A 20,368-nucleotide genomic window follows, 5' to 3' on the forward strand; every position below is an offset into this window, starting at 1 on the left:
GAGGAGACGCAAAGTATTGCGTCTCTACCGCGTTCTGACAGTCTAAAACCTAATTCAAACAGCTTCTTAGGATCTGGCTTAATGGTGTAATACACTGCCAGCCAGCCCATAAATACCGTATATCAGAGGCATCAGACAGGGCGCAGGCAGTAGGCGAAGGTATCTGGCTTGCCCGTGGCACTGCCCAGCTATATGATAACAGCTGGGTCGGGCGTTACTTTCTGCCACCCTTGGTAGCGACTCAACAAGGCAGCGCCCGGCTACTATTCAGAATGTCTTCAGATTCACCCACTATTTTCAACCTTTCCTCCAAAGCCCCGCTGTTTTGAAAGTTCTGATTGTGGAAGATGAAGCGGCCCTGCGTGCTTCCCTAGCCGAATATTTGCGGCAGGACGGGTACGTGATTGAGCTTGCCGCTACCTACGAGCAGGCGTACGAGAAGATCAAGCTTTACCAGTACGATTGCGTGCTGCTCGACCTAACCCTGCCCGATGGCAACGGCTTGGATCTGCTGCGCACGCTCAAGGCCGATAGCTCCCCCGCCGGCGTGTTGGTTATATCCGCCCGCGATGCGCTGGACGACAAAGTGCTCGGCTTAGAGCTAGGCGCGGATGATTACTTAGCGAAGCCGTTTCACCTTTCCGAGCTTAGCGCCCGCCTTAAAGCCATCATCCGGCGACGGCATTTTCAGGGCAACCGGCATCTCGTGTTTCAGGAATTAACCGTAATCCCTGACCAGAGCCGGGTGCTGATAAACGATGAGCCCGTCGCCCTGACGCGCAAGGAGTATGATCTGCTGCTCTACCTGCTGGCCCACCCCGGCCGTGTCCTGACCAAGGAGTCGATTGCCGAGCACGTGTGGGGCGACGCGGCCGATGCAGCCGACTCCTTTGATTTTATTTACACGCACTTAAAGAATCTGCGCAGAAAGTTGCAGGAAAAAGGCGCGGGGGACTATATCCGCACTATTTACGGAGTGGGCTACAAGTTGAGCGTCGAATGAAGCTACTGGCCGCAACTAACCGCTATTATCTGGTGCTGGCGGCACTGCTGTTCACCGTCGGCAGTATGCTGCTGTACTTCGGCGTGCTATGGGCGTTGCAGGGCGAGGTGGAAGAACGCCTGTTCCAGCAGCGCGACTACCTCCTAAAGGCGGTGCAACGCACGGGAAAGCTGCCAGCTACCCCCTTTGAAGGCCGTATGAGCCTTAGCCCCGCGCCGCAGCCCGAAGGCCTGCGCGACGTGCTGCTGTTCGAGCCACTGGAAAGCGAGCTGGAACCTTACCGGCAGCTTACTTTCCCGCTCACGCTTGATGGGCGCACCCAATGGGTGGCCTTGAGCAAATCGCTGCTGGAAACAGAAGACGTGAGACGCATCATTCTGTACTTACTAGTAGGCGTGCTCGGCTCCCTGCTGGCGGGCCTGGTGGGACTGAACCGCTGGCTGGCACGCCGCCTGTGGGCTCCCTTCGAGCATACGCTTCACCTGTTGCATAGCTATGACGTGCGGCAGCACCAAGCACTCAGCCTACCTGATACGCCGGTAGAAGAATTCACCCAGCTCAATCGTACGCTGACCAGTATGAGCCAGCGGGTAGCTTCCGACTACATTACGCTCAAGGAGTTTACTGAAAACGCCGCCCACGAGACGCGCACGCCACTAGCCATCATGCAGGCCAAATTAGAGCAACTATTACAGCTGCCGGATTTGCCCGCCCCGGCCGCGCCGCTGGTCAGTGACCTGTATGCGGCCACGCAGCGCCTCACCCGCCTGCACCAGGGCCTGTCGCTACTAAGCAAAATTGAAAACCGGCAATTTGCCGACACCGTACCGGTACGCCTTGACGAGCTGCTGCAAGAGAAGCTGTGGCTGCTGGAAGAGTTTATTCAGGCCAAGCGCTTGCGCCTGGAATTGTCGATCGACTCCGTTCCGGCCCTTCGGCTGCACCCGGCCCTGGTCGATTCCCTGGTGAGCAACCTCCTGCACAATGCCATCCGCCACAACTGCGAAGGAGGCCTGCTGCGCGTGGCGCTAACCAAAACGGAGCTAACAATCACCAACACAGGCCCGAAGCTTTCCTCAAACGAGAAGCCCGAGCAGTTTTTTGAGCGATTCCGCAAGCATAATCCCAGCTCTGACTCGCCGGGCCTGGGGCTCTCCATCGTGCAGCGCATTGGTGAGTTTTACGGTTTTTATATCCACTACGAATACGCCGCAAGTCAGACCCTGCATACGCTGCGGGTTATTTTTTAGGCAAAAGCGCTTCGTAACTACTTCAGGTTTTCCTCAGAATTGAATGGGAGCTTCCTCCCTCCACCTTCCCATTCAGCGTGTTACGACTCTTCGTCCTTGTCCTCACCTGCCTGCTGCCGTTGCCGGTGCTGTTGGCGCAGGCTCCAACGGCGCCTGCCCCTATCCGCCCGGATTCCATAGGCAGTGCCCCACCGATGCTCGCCAAACGTCTGCCCGTAGCTACGCGGCCCCAGCGACCCGTCATGCGGGCACTGCTGGCACCCGTACTACTTCTTAGTGTCGGGGCCCTGACCACGGAAAAAGTAGAGCTGTTCGAAACGGACGAGGGAGTACGCGAGGAAATACGGGAACATTGGGTGCGTCCCCTCACTCAGATCGATAACCAGCTGCGCTACCTGCCAGGGGTGGTCACGGTAGGGTTGGGGTTAGCGGGCGTACGCGGTCGGCACACCCCCGTCAATCAGGTGCTGCTCGGAGCCTTGGCTTTTACTCTGAATGACGCGCTGACCAGTAACGTAAAAAAGCTCACGCAGGTGGAGCGGCCCGACCACTCCAATTTTCACTCGTTTCCGAGCCAGCATACCAGTGTAGCCTTCGCCGCCGCTACCTTTTTACACAAGGAGTACGGGCAACGTAGCGTGTGGTATAGCATAGGGGGCTATTCGGTCGCGGCGGCTACCGGCAGCCTACGCATGGCCAAAGATGTGCACTGGCTCTCCGACGTACTTGCGGGCGCGGGGGCAGGCATTCTTTCTACCGAAGTCGCGTATTGGCTGTACCCACGCGTGCAGCGCCAGCTACAAAAAATAACCGGCAACCAGCGGCTGATAGTGCTGCCCAGCTATCAGGGTGGCGCGGCGGGCGCGACCATGGTCCTGGTCTTATAGCTCCCATTCGTCTCGCCTGCGCAGGCGAGACGCAGCGTCCGCGCCGCGCACGGGTCATATTTGCCCCCCAATAAGCCACAACGGCTTGCACCTACATTAATTTTCTGGCGTTCGTTTTTTTCACAAGACTACCTATTTGCTTCAGACATACCCCCTACAATTATCCTTTGCTACCCGCCCCTGTCTCATTAAACCTTCCTACCCCTATGCGCTCCTTCCTGCTTAGCCGCACCGCTGCCCTGCTGCTGCTGTTCAACTCTTTAGGACCGGCTTACGCGCAGGTGCTGCCCCCCGTGCCACCCGCCGCCGACACCTTGCACAAGTATGAGAAGCCGGTCCCGGCTACTCCTTTAGTTAAAAAACCGTGGTACCGGGGCAAGCTGGTGAAAGCGACTATTGTGCCGGCGCTGCTCATCGGTTACGGCATCAGCACGATCAATGACCACGGGTTCTACAGTAGCTATGACGCCAAGCGCGACGTGCAAAAGGCCTTTCCCACCTTTCATACCCGTGTGGATGACGTCTTGATTTTTGCCCCCTATCTGGAACTGGGGGCCGTAGCGCTGGCCGGTATTGAAGCACGCGATGACCGCCTTAATACCTTGCTTATTATCGGCAAAGCGGAGGCTATCATGCTCGCTAGCGTGTACGCCCTCAAGTACACGACCGACATCGACCGGCCCAACAACGAGTCCTATGCTTTTCCGTCGGGCCACACGGCGCAGGCATTCTTGGCGGCTAGCATTGTACACACGGAGTTTCGGGATAAGAGCCAATGGTACGGCATTGGGGCCTACACCATTGCCACCGGAGTGGGCGTCTTACGAATGCTGAACAACAAACACTGGCAAAGCGACGTGTTTGCCGGGGCCGGCATGGGTATTCTCTCGGCGCATCTGGCATATCTGTCCCACCGCAACCGCTGGGGCCGCAAGCCCACGCTGGTGGGCCTCAACGTGGCCCCGGCCTACTTGGGTGGCGGTACCCCCGGCCTTACGCTGACCTGGCGCGCCCACTAAGCGCCTAGCAGGGCAGGCCCCGACCGGAGCCTTTTTGGCTGCCCTGATGAGCTTCCTGACCGGGTTTCGCTTACTTCAAACGTCATTTGCCGTGGTCCTATGGTCCTGCTTCATTCTCTTTGGGGCTTTCTTCAACTGCTGTGGCAGCAGCACCGCAAGCTGCTGCTTGGGCTGTTACTGGGATTTGTCGGTCCCTGGCTGGTATTCGTCAAAGTGGGTCAGGAAGTGTGGGAGGACAAAGGCTTTCCCCTTGACCAGGCCATCCTGGAATTGCTCCACCAGTTAGGCAACCCCAACCAGGACGCCCTTGCGGTGTGGATGGCGCGGGCTGGCGGCACGTTCTGGACGCCTCTCCTGGAAGCAGCCGTGCTCGTGGGCTTGCTGCTGGCCCGACAGCGCCGGGCAGCGCTGTTTTTTGTCTTATCAGATACTGTGATGAAAAACAAGCCGGAGGGCCAATTTTTTGTTAGATTTGGGCTGTCAAAGGAGCGCCGTTTGGTGCATCCTGTGTAGCCTCGGCCCCGGTGGTCGGGGCTACTTTTTGCGGCAGGACCGTCGCCGGGTGATAGTGGGGGTTGTAGTCTTGGTCGTTTTTCCAGAGCGAGTAGCTGAGCAGGAGCAGTTTGCGCATGACGGCAATCACGCCGACCTTGCCGTTGGGGGAGCGGGCGCGTAGCCGGGCATAAAAGGCTTTTTGCTGTTCGTTGTAGCGCAGGCTGCTGACGGCCGGCAGGTAGAGGGCCGTGCGCAGGCGGGCGTTGCCGCGCCGGGAAATGGCCGTGGGCCGGGCCAGGTTGCCGCTCTGGCGCTGCACCACGTCCAGGCCGGCATAGCTGGCCAATTGCCGCTCGTTTTCAACCAGGGCGAAGCCACTGGTTTCGGCCACGATGGTCACGGCCGTGGTTAGGCCGATGCCCGGCACGCTCGTGAGCTGGGCCAGCTTGCGGGCCAGCGCGGGCGTGGCGTCCACCACGGCCGCGGTTTGGGCGTCAATCTCGGCCATTTGGGCTTCGAACAGGGCCTGGCGCTGCTGCAAGCGTTGCAGGGCCAGCGGGTCGGGCTCGTAGCTATGGGCGTAGGCGTGGGCCCGGTTCTTGGCCTGAGCGGCCTGGGTGCGCAACGCGGCCCGCTCGCGGGTGAGCGAACGCAGCTGGCGCATGGCGGGGGTGAGCGGCTGCCAGGCCGGCAGCTGGCGCTCCAGCCCCAGGCGGCAGAGCAGGCGCGCGTCCAGCGCGTCGGTCTTGCTTTTCTGCTCCGTGCTGCGGGCAAAGTGCTTGACCTTGTTGGGCAAGAGCACGCTCAAGGCCTGCTGCTGGGCGCTGAGGTAGTAGGCCAGTTCTTCGTAGTACACGCCCGTGGCCTCGACCACGAACCAGAGCGGGCGCTCGGGTTCGGCTTGGCCGGCGGCCACCCAGCGGCGCAGGGCCTCGAAGCCGGCGGCGTTGTTGGGGAATTCGACCACTTTGCCCAGGCGCAGGCGCTGGGCGGCGTCGATGCTGCCCAGGCAGGCGGCAAACGTGGCCTTGGCGATGTCGATGCCGACAACATACTTGAGCAAGACGGGCGGCGGGGCGGCCGGGGCTGTGGCAAGCATAACAAAAGGGAATAAAAGGTGGAAAACAGGCCACCCGCAAGGTTTTCACCGCAACTTTCCTCGTTTCATGCGGGATGCCGCCGCTGCCGGGGCTCCCTTTATACTGTCCAGTCTTCGGGCAAAAACAGAAGGCGGGGCACAGTCTCTGTCGCCCAGCATCACCGCCGAATGGCGGCGTGCTTATGGATGGGTGGTGACCCCGCCTTCCTTGCCGGTAACGCCGATAATTTACGGCAGCACAATCATACGAGTGGGTGGGGCTGGGGCGCTGAACCTGTTTGCCAAGCTGTTGCTGGCCCGTGCCCGGCCCACGCTCTGGGTATCCATCGCCCCGGAAACCTCTTTCAGCTTCCCTAGTGGGCACGCTATGGGCGCGGCCGCCCTGGCACTAGCGCTGGGCGTGCTGCTTTGGCCTACCCGGGCGCGGTGGGCGGCGGTGGTGCTGGGCACGGCCTGGGCACTGCTCATGGGCTGGTCGCGCGTGTACCTGGGCGTGCATTTCCCCTCCGACGTGCTGGCGGCCGGCTGGGTGGGCTCCGTGGGCTGGGTGGGGGGCATGCACCTGCTCTTCGACCGTTCGGCGCTGGACCTGCGCCGCCTGTGGAGCGACACGCGCACCTACTGGCTGGCGCGGCGCAGCTAAGCAACCGGGCGCCCAAGCCTTCCTCCTCATTGCCTGGCCGTAGCGTCACCGTTTTATTGAATAATAGCCGCGTTCAACGTGCCGCTAAGCCTCATTCAGAATTGCTTCAGAATTCGCCCGTAAACTGCGGGCCTCACCGACAGAACGTCGGCCGCTGCCCGGCTTGGCAGACACTCCGGAGGCTTTGCTGACTGTTATTTCAAGCGTATGAAAAAGATTGTTGTGGCGATGGTGGTGGTGGCCCTGCTGACCTATCTCTGGTTTCGGGTGGCCGCGCCGGCGCAGCCCCGGTCCGAGGTATCTATCCCGGCCGCTGTTTCGGAAGCATTGCGCAAGGCATACCCGGCAGCCCAGGCGGTGCGCTGGACCAAGGAACGAGGCCAGTACGAAGCTGAATTTCAGGACGCTGCCACCCAGGCCACCATGTCGCTGATGCTCCGGGCCGATGGCCAGGTGATGGAAGTGGAACGGGGAATTGCCCCCCACCAGCTGCCGGTCCCGGTTGCCAAGCGTCTGGCCGAGGACTACCGCGGCTATAAACTGACCGAAGCGGCCCTCATCCTGCCCACCGCCACCGGCGATACCATCTACGAAGCCGAGCTCACTCAGGCCGGAACGGCGCACGACGTATACCTGCGCGCTGACGGCACCGAGGTTCGCAACGCGGAAGCAAAAAAGCCGATGGCTCCGGGTACTAACCCCGGGGTCGGCCGCGTCCTGGCCACTGTTGGGGGTCGGGTCGGCTGGCACCACATAGTTTCCGTAGTGAAAATACTGACATTCCGCCTTAACGGCTCTTTTTTCGTCCGCTTTACGCCGCAGCTGGTCCGCGAGAAGGTAAGCGCCCGTGGCCCTGCCTCCTGGTGCCACTGCTGCTCGCGGGCTGCGTGAGCACCAAATCCATTTACACCCGCGACCAGGTGGCCCGGCGCCTCAAGGCGCGCAGTGGCTACGAGCTGGGCGCGGCCCGCCCGACCAACGCCCCGGCCCCCACACTGCCTAACCTGCAGGACGGCCTGAGCGAAGACGAAACTATCAACCTGGCCCTCACCCGCAACCCCGCCTTTCAGGCCGACCTGAGTACCCTCGCCCTGGCCCAAGCCGACTTGCAGGACGCTGGCCTGCTGGCCAACCCCGTGCTGACGGGCGTGACGGCCTACGGCAGCTCGCCCGTCTTCCTGGCCCTCAACTTTGCCTCCGACCTGCTCTGGCAGCGCCCCGGCCGGGTGGGCGCCGCCCAGCTCGAAACCCAGCGCGTGGCCGAAAGCCTGGTGAGCCGCGGCCTACTCGTGAGCCGCGACGCCCAAGTATCCTACACCGATATTACGCTGGCCGATGAGCGGCTGCGCATTGCCCGCGAGGCCATCACCATGCGGGCCGAGGTGGCGCGCATCGTGCGGGCCCGCTACCGGGTGGGCGAAGCCAGCGAGCTGGAAACCGTGGCCCCCAGTGCCGACTCGCTGCGCGCCGTGGACGACTTCTACCGCGCCCGGCGCGACGACCGGGTAGCCCGCCTGCGCCTGCTGGCCACCCTGGGCTTGGACTCGGTGAATGCCGATTCCTTGCGTTTCACGCCCGCGCCCGCCTCGGTGGTTCCCGTGCCGCCGCTGCGCACGCTGCTGGACTCGGCCTACGCCGCCCGGCCCGATTTGTGGGCCGCCCGCATCGGTATCGAGGGCATCGGCAAGAGGCTGAAGTGGGAACGGAGCCGGGTGTTTTCCTTCGTGCTGTCGCTCAATGCCCGCCTCAACGACCCCAACCCGGTGCATTTGGCGCCGGGCGCGGCCATCGGCTTGCCCATTTTCAACCGCAACCAGGGCCGTATCTCGCGGGTGAAAGCCGAGCTGGAACAGGCTTCGTGGCAGTACCTAGCACTGCGCCAAACCGTGAACCTCGACGTGCGTGAGGCCTACGCCCAGTATGAGCAGGCCACCCAGAGCGTGGCGCTGTGGGAGCGCAGCTACCTGCCCAGCCTGAGCGACGCGCTCCGCCGCTCCACCAAGGCCTTCATCAACGGCGACTTCCCCTACGTGCAGGTGGCCGAAACCACCCGCCAGCTGCTCGATGCCCGCCAGCGCGCCGCCGATGCCCGCGCCGACCAGCGCCGCGCCCTGGCCCGGCTGCGCTACGCCGTGGGCGGCCGCTTTTAGTTGGTAATCAACTATTCAGAACAAAAAGAACGTCATGCTGAGCTTGCCGAAGCATGACGTTCTAAAATTCCAGCAACCATGCCTATTCATAGTGTCATACCATTGGTTCGACTCTTCCCGCTGGCTAGCCTACTCTGCCTGGCCGCCTGCGGCAAAGAAGAAAAGCCTAAAGCCATCAGCCCCGCCGAGGTTAACAACCCCGTCAAGGAGTCGGAGTTGACTACCGTAACCATTACCGCCGACGCGGAAAAGCGGCTGGGCATCAAAACCGTTGCTATCAAAACCGACAACGTGCAGGCCACGCGGGAAGTGGGCGGCGAAATTCAGGCCGTGCCGGGCCAGGCCGTGACCATTGTGGCGCCGGTGCAGGGCACCTTGCGTGGCGGGGCCGGCATCACGGCCGGCCAGCGCGTGCGCCAGGGCCAGACGCTGTACAGCCTGGTGCCGCTCCCCGCCGAGCGCGACCTGCTCACCCTCAACCAGGGCACGGCCCAGGCCCGCACCCAGCTGCAGGTGGCGCAGGCCCGCTTAGGCCGCGCCGAGGAGCTGCTGGCCGACCGCGCGGGCAGCGTGCGCGCCCGCGACGACGCCCGCGCCGACGTGGCCCTGGCCCAACGCGCCTTGGCCGACGCCCGCGCCCGCCAGGGCGCCCTGAACGGCAACACCGGCGGCGGCCAGGCCCTGCCCATCAAGGCCCCGCTCAGCGGGGTGGTGCAGCGCGTCACCGTGGCCCCCGGCTCGGTGGTGACGGCCAACACGGTGCTGGTGGAACTGGCCGCGCTCAACAAGGTATGGGTGCGCGTGCCCCTGTTCGTGGGCGACTTGCGGCGTTTGGGCCAGGACCAGGCGGTAACCGTGCGCCCACTCGACGGCGGGGCATCGCGCCAGGGCCGGCCGGTAGAAGCGCCCCTGCTCGGTGCCACCGCCGGCACGGGTACGGCCGATGTATTCTACGAAATCGACAACGCCGACGAGGCCTTCCGCCCCGGCGAGCGGGTGGCTGTGGACGTGACCCTGACCAACGCTGCGGGCGGCACCGGCAGCGCGGCCGGCACCCCGGCCCTCACCATCCCGGCCGCGGCGCTGCTCTACGATGCCACGGGTGGGCAGTGGGTGTACGTGCGCACCGCGCCCCGGCAATACACCCGCCAGCGGGTGGAAGTGCAGTGGGCGGTGGGCGACCAAATCGTTATTTCCCGGGGCGTAAAAGCCGGCGCAGAAGTCGTGACGGACGGCGCGGCGGAGTTATTCGGCACTGAATTCGGCGGCAGTCATTAACGGTGAGATTGTGAGGTGGTGAAATGGTGAAATAGTGAAATGGTGAGTTAGTGAGCTGTCGTTCGATTCGCGCAAGCCGCGCAGTTCGCGCCATCAAAACATCAAACTCACAATATCACTACCTCATCATTTCACCACCTCACCACCTCACAATCTCACCTTATGAAATGGATAATTGAATCGGCGCTGCGGCTGCGGCTGGTGGTTGTCATCTTATTTGGGGTACTGCTGGTGGTGGGCCTGCAGGTGGTGCGCAACACGCCTTTGGACGTATTCCCGGAGTTTGCCCCGCCCTACGTGGAGGTGCAGACCGAGGCGCCCGGCCTGAGCACCGCCGAGGTGGAAGCCCTGGTGAGCGTGCCGCTGGAAAACGCCTTGAACGGCACGCCGGAGGTGAAGAAAATTCGCTCCAAATCGGTGCTGGGCCTCTCGTCGGTGGTGCTGTACTTTCCGCAGGGCATCGACATCAACAACGCCCGGCAGGCGGTGCAGGAGCGGCTGGCGCGGGTGGCGCCCACGCTGCCCGGCGTCGCCCGGCCGCCCGTCATGCTTTCCCCGCTCTCGTCCACGAGCCGGGTGCTGAAAATCGGCATTACCTCGGATAGTCTCACGCAGGTGGAAATGACCACCCTGGCCCGCTGGAGCATCCGTCCGCGGCTGATGGCGGTGCCCGGCGTGGCCAACGTAGCCATCTGGGGCCAGCGCGACCGGCAGCTGCAAGTATTGGTGAACCCCGAGCAGCTGCGCACGCTGGGCCTCACGCTGGCCGAGGTGGAAAAGGCCGCGGCCGACGCCACCACCCTGGCCGGCGGCGGATTTATCGACTCGCCCAACCAGCGCCTGGCCGTGTCGCAAAGTTCCGCTATTCAGTCGGCGGCCGACCTGGCCCAGATGCCCGTTACGTTTCGCAACGGCGTGAGTTTGAAGCTGGGCGAGGTGGCGCAGGTGGTGGAGGGCTTCCCCGCGCCCATCGGCGACGCCGTGATTAACGACGTTCCCGGCCTGCTGCTCATCGTGGAAAAGCAGCCGGGTGCCAATACTCTGGAAGTAACCCGGCAGGTGGAAGCGGCCCTGAACGCCATGCGGCCCGGCCTGAAAGGGCTGGAAATCGACTCGACCATCTTCCGACCCGCGACCTTTATTGAAATGTCGCTCAGCAATCTGAACAAGTCCCTGCTCATCGGCTGCGTGCTGGTGGTGCTGGTGCTGCTGTTCTTCCTCTACGAGTGGCGCACGGCCCTGATTAGCGCGCTGGCGCTGCCTACTTCCCTCATCGCGGCGGCCCTGGCGCTGCGCTACTCCGGCAAAACCATTGATACGATGGTGCTGGCCGGCCTCATCATTGCCTTGGGCGAGGTAGTGGACGACGCCATCATCGACGTGGAGAACATCATGCGCCGGCTGCGGCTTAACAAGGAAGCGGGCTCGCCCAAAACGGCGTTTGCGGTGGTGTACGAAGCCTCAATGGAAGTGCGCTCGGCCGTGATTTACGGCTCGGTTATCGTGGCGCTAGTGCTGCTGCCCATTTTCCTGCTGCCGGGCCTGTCGGGGGCATTTTTCCAGCCGCTGGCCTTTGCCTACGTACTGGCCATTCTGGCCTCGCTGTTCGTGGCTCTCACGCTGACGCCCGCGCTGGCGCTGATGCTGCTGCCCAAAGCGGCCGAAAAGGCATCGAAGGATGCGCCGGTGGTGGCCTGGCTCAAGCGCCACTACGCCCGGCTGCTGCCCGGCCTGCTGACCCGGCCCAAGCGCGTGGCCTGGTCGCTGACCGGCGTGGCGGTGGTGTCGATGCTGCTGGTGCCGTTTCTTGGTCAGGAGTTCCTGCCTAACTTTAAGGAATACGACTTTCTGATGCACTGGGTGGAGAAGCCTGGTACGTCCTTGCAGGCCATGTCGCGCATCACCATCCGGGCCAGCAAGGAACTGCGCGCCATTCCGGGCGTGCGCAACTTCGGGGCCCACATCGGCCGGGCGGAGGTAGCCGATGAGGTGGTCGGGCCGAACTTCACGGAGCTGTGGATTTCCGTCGACCCCAAGGTGGACTACGAAGCTACGGTGGCCAAAATCCAGACCGTGGTGGACGGCTACCCCGGTCTTTACCGCGACCTACTTACCTACCTGCGCGAGCGCATCAAGGAGGTGCTCACCGGCACCTCGGCCACCATCGTGGTGCGCATCTTCGGTCCCGACCTCGACCAGCTCTACACCAAGGCGAAGGAAGTGGGGGGCAAATTGGAGGGCGTGGAGGGCGTGGTCGACCTGAAAGTGCAGCAGCAAACCCTGGTGCCCCAGATTCAGGTGAAAATTAAGCCCGAGGCTGCCGCCCGTTTCGGCCTGAGTCCGGGCACTGTGCTCCAGGCCATCAGCACGCTGGTGAAGGGCCGCAAGGTGGGCGAAATCTATCAGGAGCAGAAGATTTTCGACGTGGCCGTGTGGGGCCAGCCAGCGGTGCGGTCCGACTTTGGAGCTGTGCGCGAGCTGCTCATCGGCCTGCCCGGCGGCGGGGCCGTGCCACTCAAGGAAGTGGCCGATGTGCGCATCGTGCCCACGCCCAACGAAATCACCCGCGAAGCCTCCTCCCGCCGCATCGACGTGACGCTGAACGTGCGCGGCCGCGACCTGGGCTCCGTGGCCCGCGACGTGCAGGCGCAGGTAGACGGCGTGGCGTTCGGCAACGGCTACCACCCCGAAATCCTGGGCGAATACGCCGAGCGGCAGGCCTCCCAGGACCGCATGGCGCTGCTGGTGCTGCTCTCGCTCGTCGGCATTTTCCTGGTGCTCTACACCGATTTTGGCACCGTGCGGCTGGCCACGCTGGGGCTGCTGAGCTTGTTCTTTGCCGTGTCGGGCTGTTTGCTGGCGGCATTTCTCACGGGTGGGGTGCTGTCGCTGGGCTCCATCGTGGGCTTTATCACGGTGCTCGGCGTGGCGGCCCGCAACAGCATCATGCTCGTCAGTCATTACCAGCACCTGGAGCGCGAAGAGGGCATGCCTTTTGGCAAAGAACTGATTATTCGCGGCTCGCTGGAGCGGGTGTCGCCCATCATTATGACGGCCCTGACCTCGGTGCTGGCCCTGCTGCCCATCATCCTGGCCGGCAACGAGCCGGGCTCGGAAATCGAGCACCCCATGTCGGTGGTGATTCTGGGCGGCGTGGTCACCTCCACGGTGCTTAACCTGCTGGGCATGCCGGCGCTGTACTGGGCCTTTGGGCGCAAGCCGGGTGATGGGCCGGTGGCGGCTGAGCCAGCTATTTCTTAGCTGTACTGGTGGCTGTTGCGCCGCCTCCTGTAGCAGCGAAAAGGAATGGTTTAGTAGGTTGCACGCCGGCCGGAGAAAGCACTAGCCCCGTTAAACAGCTTCGTTCCCCTTATTCTCCCGTACCATGTGGTGGCACTACGCCTTACTTTCTGCCCTGTTTGCCGCCCTGACCGCCGTACTGGCCAAGGTTGGTATAAAGGGGGTGGACTCCAACCTGGCCACGGCCATCCGCACGGTGGTGCTGGTGTTGGCCTGGGGCATTGTATACTTTCGGGGCGGGCTGGCCGACTTGCATACCCTCACCCGCACCAACCTGGTGTTTCTGGGTTTGTCGGGCCTGGCAACTGGTATGTCGTGGATATTCTATTTCAAGGCCCTGCAGCTGGGCACAGTTTCCCAGGTAGCCCCAGTGGACAAGCTTAGCGTGGCCCTAGTCATTGGCTTGTCGGTGGTATTTCTGGGCGAGCGGCTGACCTGGCAGACCGGCGTGGGCGCGGGGCTCATCGTCACTGGCACGCTGGTGCTTCTCTGGAAATGAAGCACCAGCCCGCGCACTGGTGGTGGCGGCAAGGTATAAAGAGCACCCACCCAGAATTTCTACAGAGTCTAGTGGCTTCTTTATTTTCTAGAGCGCATCAAAAAGTGTGGGGCAATCGAGGGACAGGTTAAGCTGCAAATTGCTTCGTTTGCGTCTGGACCAACTAATGGAATTGCCTCATACTTTTTGATGCGCTCAAGGAGGATTGGATAAGAGGATGAATCCAGCCACAAAATCACTAAAAGAATAGGTTAAGAATGCCCTTTCTCGGCCAACAAGCTCGGGCTGGGGCTGCGCTACTCGCCGGTGTACGGCATTGGTCGGTTCAAAGTGCCGTTTGGAGGCCGCGTGGCCAAGTTCAAGGCCCTCAATATTCGCTATGCCTACTACCGCCAAAGCACCGGCCTGACCGCCAGCCTCCTCAGCGCCGACCTATCTTTTACCCTGCCTTAATCAGGCATTTCTCCGCTGTGGTCGGCCGGCCGTATCACAATCGTCAGCGGCTACTGCGTAGCTGCTGCAGGCATCCGGGAATCTGAAAGCACATCCCGTCCTGCGGGACAACCATCCTGAACAGCTGCTCCGTTGTAGCTACATTGGGTGCCCAGCCACGTAGTGTAGCCTGCCATAATCCGTAACCCGCATCCTGGTATGAGGCATATCGAACAACACCGCACTCACCGCATCGGGTGGCTGCGCGCCGCCGTGCTGGGGGCCAACGACGGTATTATTTCCACGGCCAGCCTGGTGGTGGGCGTAGCTGCCGCCCACGCCTCGCGCGACAGTGTGCTGGTGGTCGGCATTGCCGGGCTGGTCGCCGGGGCCATCTCGATGGCCACGGGCGAGTACGTATCCGTCAGCTCCCAAGCTGATACCGAGCAGGCCGACCTGGCCCGCGAGCAGGCCGGGCTACTCACCCAGCCCGAGGCGGAGCTGGTCGAACTGGCCGCCATTTACGTGGAGCGTGGCCTGGAACCCGCCTTGGCCGACGAAGTAGCCCGGCAGCTGACGGCCCACGACGCGCTGGGCACCCACGCCCGCGACGAGCTGGGCATTTCCGAAACCGTTTCGGCCAACCCCGTACAGGCGGCGCTGGCGTCGGCGGCCACCTTCACCGTGGGCGTGGCCCTGCCGCTGCTCGTTATCCTGGTTTCGCCCGAACGCTGGCTGGTCTGGACCGTGTCGCTCACCTCCCTGCTGTTTCTGGCGGCGCTGGACTGCCTGGGCCAACTCCCCGCCGTGGATCCGGCCAGTATCACCCACTTGGTCACAGTCAGTTGCACGGGCATGTATGCCCTGGACCTCGACATTGAGCTGGTTCAGGCCTTAGGCCTGAACCGGAGCGTGCAGCGCACCTGCATCAACTTTATGGGCTGCTACGCCGCCATGAACGCCCTGAAGCTCGCCGACGTGTTCTGCCGGGCCGACGCTGCGGCGCGGGCACTCATTGTCTGCACCGAGCTGGGTACGCTGCACTTTCAGAAAAGCGCCGCCAAAGACGACCTGGTATCCAATTCCTTGTTTGGCGACGGCTCAGCCGCCGCGCTGGTGCAGGCGCGCCCGGCGACATCCGGCCCCACCTGGCCCTGACAGCGTTTCACTGAACAAACCAGCCCTAATGGCCTTTGGATGCACTATTTTAAAGCGTGAGTGCCGCCTTTGGAAGCAATCTGCTTACCCTTTGGACCAAATTTTTAACCAAGGTCGATTTTGCACGACGAGGCGGCTGTTTACCTTCCCTACTCACCACCTACCTATTTCACCACCTCCCAGCCCATGGGTTTAAAGTCGTTCCTCAGCCGCCCGGCCGCCGCTTACATCTACCACCACTACCAGCAGTGGCAGCGCAACCCTGTGGCTACTCAGCAGCGGGTGCTAACCCGGATTACTGGGACGGCGGCCCCCACGGCTTTTGGGCGCGACCATGCGTTTGAGGCCATCAAAACCCCGGCCGACCTGGCCCGCCTGGTGCCGGTGCGCGACTATGAGGGGCTGGCACCCTATTTCAGGCGGCTCAAGCAGGGCGAAGCCAACGTGTTCTGGCCCGGCAAGCCCCTGTACCTGGCCAAGTCCAGCGGCACCACCTCGGGCGCCAAGTACATTCCCATCACGACCGACAGCATCTCAAACCACATCAACGGGGCCCGCGACGCGCTGCTGCACTACGTGCACGCCACCGGCCGCAGCCGCTTTATCGATGGAAAGCTGATTTTTCTGAGCGGCTCCCCGGTGCTGGAGCAGGTCGGCGGTATTCCCACGGGCCGCCTCTCGGGCATCATCAATCATCACGTGCCCGCCTACCTGCGCCGCAACCAGCTGCCCAGCTACGCTACCAACTGCATCGACGATTGGGAAACGAAGCTGGACCGCATTGCCGACGAGATGCTGGGCCAGCACCTGACGCTCATTTCCGGTATTCCGCCCTGGGTGCAGATGTACTTCGACCGGCTGGTGGCCCGCACCGGCCGGCCGGTGGGGGAGCTTTTTCCGGACTTCGACCTGTTCGTGTACGGGGGCGTCAACTTCGAGCCTTACCGCAAAAAGCTGTTCGAAACCATCGGCCGGCCGATTAACAGCATCGAGTTGTTTCCGGCTTCCGAAGGCTTTCTGGCGTTTCAGGACGAGCCCGGCAACCCCGGCCTACTGCTGCTGCTCGACGCGGGTATCTTCTACGAGTTCATCCCCGCCGAGCGGATGTTCGACCCCAACCCGCCCCGCCTCACCATCGGCGAGGTGGAGCTGGACCGGCAGTACGCCCTGGTGCTCAACTCCAACGCCGGCCTCTGGGGCTACAGCATCGGCGACACCATACGGTTCGTGAGTCTGAATCCGCCCCGGGTGGTGGTCACCGGCCGCATCAAGCACTACCTGTCGGCCTTCGGGGAGCACGTCATCGGGGAGGCAGTGGAGCAGGTGCTGCGCGGGGCCATGCAGCAGCATCCCGAGGTGGAGGTCGTGGAGTTCACCGTCGCTCCCCGCATCAGCGACAACCCGCCGGTGGACTCCTGTCACGAGTGGCTGTTCGAGTTTGCCCGCCCGCCCCACAACGTAGCCGGCTTTGCCGCCGCCCTGGACGCGGGTCTGTGCCAGCGCAACGCCTACTACGCTGACTTAATCAAGAGCAACATCCTCACTCCGCTGCGCATCACCAGCCTGCCCGCCGGAGCGTTTCAGCGCTACATGAAAAGCCAGGGCAAGCTGGGCGGACAGAACAAGGTGCCCCGGCTCAGCAACGACCGCAAGGTAGCGGATGGGCTTCTGGGACTGAATTGAGAAATAAAACTCAGCTGAATATGTCCGACGATACTCTCCCCCAACTGCCGCGCAAGTAAAGATTTGGCCCTTAGAAGATTCGATTACTCATGGGACCCAGGAGTACCCGTCCTACCGCCGATCCTTATGGCTCATGCTGCAAGAGGCCAAGTATGACGTGGGTTTCGTGGGTAAGAATCAAACGAACGTGGATGGCCCCAACACTAAGCGGGATTTTGATCTTCACCACAGCGGGGCGTGGGGTTTGCGGGCCGATCAGCTCCTAAGCTATATTCCGGAGTGGGTTACCGACTTGCAACCTGATATCGTGCTGCTGCACGCCGGCACCAATGATCTGCTTGGGGAGTCCAGTGCGGAGAACACCCGGGACGATATCGTTAGCCTCGTCGACGAGATTCGCCGGTATAAACCAGCCGTAACTGTGCTGGTAGCCCAAATCATTCCTGCTTCCTTTACCAACGGGCCGGCGAATGACAAGATCACGGCCTTTAATGCCCTGCTACTGGCTATGGCCCAGGATAAGTCAACTACGCAATCACCCGTACTCGTCGTCGACCAAAACACGGGTTTCAGTAATGCGGAAAGCGTCGATCTCTACGACGGGGTACATCCCAACGGCCGGGCAGAAGACAAGATAGCTGCCCGCTGGTACCAAGCCTTGCAAGAGGGTACTACCCAAACCCTTGCCCGTGAGCCTGGTATCCTTTCGCGCGACGCCCGTGCCGACCGGCGTGCAGGTACAGTGGGCCACGACCAGTAAGCGCGACAACGCCAGTTTTATAATCGAGCGCAGTGTGACGGATACGGCGTTTGCGCCCGTGGGGCGCGTCCGGGGGCAAGGTACCACGGTGCAGCGTCATACCTATTCCTTTCTGGATGCGAGTGCTCCGCTACAATCTGTGCTTTATTACCGCCTGCGCCAAACCGATACGGATAGCACGGCGACCTTTTCGGAGGTCGTTACGGTACACCCGCTCGCCGGGGCTACCCTCGAGGTAAGTCCCGTGCCTGCGGAAGAGACCGAAACCATCCGAGGAGTGCCCCTGCAGACCCTGGTGACGATCTGGAACCTGCGCGGGCGATTCGTTTACCAGCAGGCGGCACAAAAGACGCCGCTCGTGCTGCCCGTGGCCTCGTGGGCCGGCGGTATCTATCAGCTACAAGCGGGCTCCCAGCGGGTGCGCTTCCTCAAGCACTAGCGTTGGCGCTACGGCGGGCCAGCTAGTTGCTCTTCGTGAGAGGAAAACGAACGCGGCGCGGCTGGTAGCTATTGCCTCGCTATTTCCCTGGATAGCCGGTCCCCGATTTGCTCACGCACCGCGTCTGGCAGCCGGATTTTGCCCCCCAGTCTTGATTTGTTCGTTGGGAAACGAGGGTGGCTTGCTTGGCAAAGCAGCAGGAGTAAGCGCTCCTGCTATTTTCTCGGCTTCCCTTCTGCTGATTTGACAGCAGCGGTACTTAACAAGCCATCCGAGCCGCAATTGGCCGGGCGGTGTTCCATCTATATACTAACCTCTTCCTTATCCCCATCCGATAAGCTAAAGGCGACAGAGTACAGCCTGGTTACCAGCGTGATTCATAAGCCCCTGGACGGGCCAAAACTGCAAGCCATCCGTACGCAGGTACTGGAAGGAAAATCCTGATTATGTCGCTTAGGTTCGGGTACCTCAAGAAGCGTACCTTCTAGCGGCATAGCCTCTGTAGCTCAGGCTGGGGGGCAAATTTGAAGCGCCCAAACCTAGCTAAGCGCTGCGCTCATACTCGCGGGTACGCTGGTGCTGGTTTGGAAATAATCAGGTAATTACTGGTTGAGTTACAACGGCTCGACGCTAAGTACCGTTTGCTTTCTGTGGCTTAGCGTTTCAAACGCAAGAAGCACGATAACCCCCTGCTGATGGGTATCTTTCTTTAGCTTTCCATTACCTGCCCGCAGGATAAGCCCTAACTACGAAAAGCACCGAATGATGAGCGCAACACCGACTAAGTATTCGTTTGGAATGATTGGCCTGGGTACCATGGGCCGCAACCTGCTTCTGAACCTGGCTGACCACAATTTTGGTGTCGCCGGCTACGACAAGGACCCCGGCAAAATAACGCTGCTGGCCGACGAAGGAGCCGGCAAACCGGTGCAGGGCTTTACTGATCTGGCGCAGTTTATTGACAGCATTCAGACGCCCCGATCTATTATGCTGCTGGTGCCGGCCGGCAAAATCGTGGACAGCGTTATCGATGAGCTTAGCCCCCTGCTGGCCCCCGGCGACATTGTTATTGATGGGGGAAACTCCCATTTCTCGGACACCACGCGCCGCGCCGCTGCCCTAAAGGCGGCCGGATTCCACTTCTTCGGCATGGGTATTTCGGGCGGGGAGGAGGGTGCCCGCTTTGGCCCCAGTATGATGCCCGGCGGGGATAAGCAGGCGTATCAGGTAATGCAGCCCATGTTTGAAGCCATTGCCGCCCGCGTAAATGGTGAGCCCTGCGTGACTTATATCGGGCCCGGCGCTGCCGGCCACTTCGTGAAGATGGTGCACAATGGCATCGAGTACGGCCTGATGCAACTCATTGCTGAAACCTACGAGGTAATGAAACGGGGTGCGGGCCTCGATAACGCCGCCATCGGGCAGGTGTTCGCGCAGTGGAATGCAGGTCGCCTACAATCCTTTCTGCTCGATATTACCAAAGATATTTTCGCCTTTCGTGCGCCCCACACCGACCATTTGCTGCTCGACGATATCAAGGACGAAGCGCGCTCCAAAGGTACCGGTATGTGGACCTCGCAGGTAGCTATGGAGCTGGAAGTACCTATTCCGACCATCGATACGGCCGTTGCTATGCGCAACTTATCCAAATACAAAGCCCTGCGGGAGCAGTTGGCCACTTCATATAGTAGTCCAGCGCCAGCTACACCGGAGGTAAATACCGAAGCTTTTCTCAGCAACCTGGAGCAGGCCTTTTATTTTAGCATGGTGGTCACATATGCTCAGGGTATGCATTTGCTGGCCAAGGCTTCCAAGACCTATGAATATGGCTTGCAGCTAGCCGACATAGCCAAGATATGGCGGGGAGGCTGCATCATTCGGTCAAGCTTCCTGAACGATATCTTCAATGCGTACCAGCAAAACCCGGCGCTGGAACATTTGCTGCTGGATGCGCAGGTAGCCACCGTAGTAAGCCAGGCAGTGCCTGGCACCCGCGAAATAGTAGCGGCAGCGGTTCTGGGGGGCATTTCTTTGCCGGCGTATACTGCTTCGCTGAGCTACTTCGAGGCTTTCCGCAGCGCCCGCCTGCCCACCAACCTGATTCAGGCCCAGCGCGATTATTTTGGCGCGCACACCTACGAGCTGATCGGTCATGAAGGCGTGTTTCATACCCAATGGACGCCGTTGCACGAGGACGCGGCCAACAAAAAGTCGGTTCAGGAATATCCGGAGAAAAAGAGCGAGGAGAAGGTGATTCCTAATAAGTAGGGCGC

At 61.7% G+C, this 20,368-nt stretch carries 18 protein-coding genes; 17 read left to right on the top strand and 1 reads right to left on the bottom strand.

Annotation, left to right across the window (positions count from 1 at the left end; translation table 11 throughout):
• Positions 1 to 325: 325 nt before the first annotated feature.
• From MKZ35_RS04775 to MKZ35_RS04795, 5 genes are all read left to right on the top strand, one after another.
• The gene (locus MKZ35_RS04775; RefSeq protein WP_482512057.1) at positions 326 to 1,003 is read left to right on the top strand and encodes a response regulator transcription factor; all 678 of its coding nucleotides are present in this window, start codon (positions 326 to 328) and stop codon (positions 1,001 to 1,003) included.
• Positions 1,000 to 2,253 carry a sensor histidine kinase gene (locus MKZ35_RS04780; protein ID WP_482512058.1) on the top strand — a complete coding sequence of 418 codons (1,254 nt, stop codon included), beginning with the start codon at positions 1,000 to 1,002 and terminating at the stop codon, positions 2,251 to 2,253. Before MKZ35_RS04775 ends, MKZ35_RS04780 begins: the two co-directional genes overlap by 4 nt.
• Positions 2,254 to 2,330: 77 nt before the next feature.
• A complete protein-coding gene (locus MKZ35_RS04785) occupies positions 2,331 to 3,140 on the top strand; it encodes a phosphatase PAP2 family protein (protein WP_482512059.1) in 810 nt (269 codons plus the stop codon).
• A 206-nt stretch (positions 3,141 to 3,346) separates the two neighbouring features.
• The gene (locus MKZ35_RS04790) at positions 3,347 to 4,159 is read left to right on the top strand and encodes a phosphatase PAP2 family protein (RefSeq protein WP_482512060.1); all 813 of its coding nucleotides are present in this window, start codon (positions 3,347 to 3,349) and stop codon (positions 4,157 to 4,159) included.
• A gap of 99 nt (positions 4,160 to 4,258) precedes the next feature.
• The gene (locus MKZ35_RS04795) at positions 4,259 to 4,672 is read left to right on the top strand and encodes a hypothetical protein (protein ID WP_482512061.1); all 414 of its coding nucleotides are present in this window, start codon (positions 4,259 to 4,261) and stop codon (positions 4,670 to 4,672) included.
• Here MKZ35_RS04795 and MKZ35_RS04800 read toward each other — a convergent pair.
• The gene (locus MKZ35_RS04800) at positions 4,626 to 5,753 is read right to left on the bottom strand and encodes an IS110 family transposase (RefSeq protein ID WP_482512062.1); all 1,128 of its coding nucleotides are present in this window, start codon (positions 5,751 to 5,753) and stop codon (positions 4,626 to 4,628) included. The genes MKZ35_RS04795 and MKZ35_RS04800 overlap by 47 nt on opposite strands.
• A gap of 67 nt (positions 5,754 to 5,820) precedes the next feature.
• Between MKZ35_RS04800 and MKZ35_RS04805 the strand changes: the two genes are divergently transcribed.
• The 12 genes from MKZ35_RS04805 to gndA all read left to right on the top strand — a co-directional run bounded on the left by MKZ35_RS04805 (position 5,821) and on the right by gndA (position 20,363).
• Positions 5,821 to 6,396: a phosphatase PAP2 family protein gene (locus MKZ35_RS04805; protein WP_482512063.1), complete on the top strand. Its 576-nt coding sequence runs from the start codon at positions 5,821 to 5,823 to the stop codon at positions 6,394 to 6,396.
• 207 nt (positions 6,397 to 6,603) lie between these two features.
• The gene (locus MKZ35_RS04810; RefSeq protein ID WP_482512064.1) at positions 6,604 to 7,287 is read left to right on the top strand and encodes a hypothetical protein; all 684 of its coding nucleotides are present in this window, start codon (positions 6,604 to 6,606) and stop codon (positions 7,285 to 7,287) included.
• Positions 7,260 to 8,546, top strand: a complete 1,287-nt coding sequence (locus MKZ35_RS04815; RefSeq protein ID WP_482512065.1) for a TolC family protein — start codon at positions 7,260 to 7,262, stop codon at positions 8,544 to 8,546. The genes MKZ35_RS04810 and MKZ35_RS04815 overlap by 28 nt, the downstream gene beginning before the upstream one ends.
• 78 nt (positions 8,547 to 8,624) lie before the next feature.
• A complete protein-coding gene (locus MKZ35_RS04820) occupies positions 8,625 to 9,824 on the top strand; it encodes an efflux RND transporter periplasmic adaptor subunit (protein ID WP_482512066.1) in 1,200 nt (399 codons plus the stop codon).
• A gap of 162 nt (positions 9,825 to 9,986) precedes the next feature.
• Positions 9,987 to 13,085: an efflux RND transporter permease subunit gene (locus MKZ35_RS04825; protein WP_482512067.1), complete on the top strand. Its 3,099-nt coding sequence runs from the start codon at positions 9,987 to 9,989 to the stop codon at positions 13,083 to 13,085.
• 124 nt (positions 13,086 to 13,209) lie between these two features.
• Positions 13,210 to 13,623, top strand: a complete 414-nt coding sequence (locus tag MKZ35_RS04830; RefSeq protein ID WP_482512068.1) for an EamA family transporter — start codon at positions 13,210 to 13,212, stop codon at positions 13,621 to 13,623.
• Positions 13,624 to 13,929: 306 nt separating this feature from the next.
• Complete coding sequence (locus MKZ35_RS04835) at positions 13,930 to 14,076, top strand: hypothetical protein (protein ID WP_482512069.1); 147 nt, start codon at positions 13,930 to 13,932, stop codon at positions 14,074 to 14,076.
• Between the two features lie 198 nt (positions 14,077 to 14,274).
• A complete protein-coding gene (locus tag MKZ35_RS04840) occupies positions 14,275 to 15,213 on the top strand; it encodes a VIT1/CCC1 transporter family protein (RefSeq protein WP_482512070.1) in 939 nt (312 codons plus the stop codon).
• Between the two features lie 186 nt (positions 15,214 to 15,399).
• A complete protein-coding gene (locus MKZ35_RS04845; protein ID WP_482512267.1) occupies positions 15,400 to 16,896 on the top strand; it encodes a GH3 auxin-responsive promoter family protein in 1,497 nt (498 codons plus the stop codon).
• A gap of 82 nt (positions 16,897 to 16,978) precedes the next feature.
• Complete coding sequence (locus MKZ35_RS04850; RefSeq protein ID WP_482512268.1) at positions 16,979 to 17,656, top strand: SGNH/GDSL hydrolase family protein; 678 nt, start codon at positions 16,979 to 16,981, stop codon at positions 17,654 to 17,656.
• Positions 17,586 to 18,095 carry a hypothetical protein gene (locus tag MKZ35_RS04855; protein WP_482512071.1) on the top strand — a complete coding sequence of 170 codons (510 nt, stop codon included), beginning with the start codon at positions 17,586 to 17,588 and terminating at the stop codon, positions 18,093 to 18,095. The genes MKZ35_RS04850 and MKZ35_RS04855 overlap by 71 nt, the downstream gene beginning before the upstream one ends.
• Positions 18,096 to 18,857: 762 nt before the next feature.
• The gene (gene gndA, locus MKZ35_RS04860) at positions 18,858 to 20,363 is read left to right on the top strand and encodes an NADP-dependent phosphogluconate dehydrogenase (protein WP_482512072.1); all 1,506 of its coding nucleotides are present in this window, start codon (positions 18,858 to 18,860) and stop codon (positions 20,361 to 20,363) included.
• Positions 20,364 to 20,368 lie beyond the last annotated feature (5 nt).

It is taken from the genome of Hymenobacter sp. R533113 (assembly GCF_056835965.1).

Coding starts and splice junctions, on each gene's coding strand:
- MKZ35_RS04780 (WP_482512058.1), top strand. CDS start 1,000: ATGAAGCTACTGGCCGCAACTAACCGCTATTATCTGGTGCTGGCGGCA.
- MKZ35_RS04790 (WP_482512060.1), top strand. CDS start 3,347: ATGCGCTCCTTCCTGCTTAGCCGCACCGCTGCCCTGCTGCTGCTGTTC.
- MKZ35_RS04795 (WP_482512061.1), top strand. CDS start 4,259: ATGGTCCTGCTTCATTCTCTTTGGGGCTTTCTTCAACTGCTGTGGCAG.
- MKZ35_RS04800 (WP_482512062.1), bottom strand. CDS start 5,753: ATGCTTGCCACAGCCCCGGCCGCCCCGCCGCCCGTCTTGCTCAAGTAT.
- MKZ35_RS04805 (WP_482512063.1), top strand. CDS start 5,821: ATGCGGGATGCCGCCGCTGCCGGGGCTCCCTTTATACTGTCCAGTCTT.
- MKZ35_RS04810 (WP_482512064.1), top strand. CDS start 6,604: ATGAAAAAGATTGTTGTGGCGATGGTGGTGGTGGCCCTGCTGACCTAT.
- MKZ35_RS04820 (WP_482512066.1), top strand. CDS start 8,625: ATGCCTATTCATAGTGTCATACCATTGGTTCGACTCTTCCCGCTGGCT.
- MKZ35_RS04825 (WP_482512067.1), top strand. CDS start 9,987: ATGAAATGGATAATTGAATCGGCGCTGCGGCTGCGGCTGGTGGTTGTC.
- MKZ35_RS04830 (WP_482512068.1), top strand. CDS start 13,210: ATGTGGTGGCACTACGCCTTACTTTCTGCCCTGTTTGCCGCCCTGACC.
- MKZ35_RS04840 (WP_482512070.1), top strand. CDS start 14,275: ATGAGGCATATCGAACAACACCGCACTCACCGCATCGGGTGGCTGCGC.
- MKZ35_RS04845 (WP_482512267.1), top strand. CDS start 15,400: ATGGGTTTAAAGTCGTTCCTCAGCCGCCCGGCCGCCGCTTACATCTAC.
- gndA (WP_482512072.1), top strand. CDS start 18,858: ATGATGAGCGCAACACCGACTAAGTATTCGTTTGGAATGATTGGCCTG.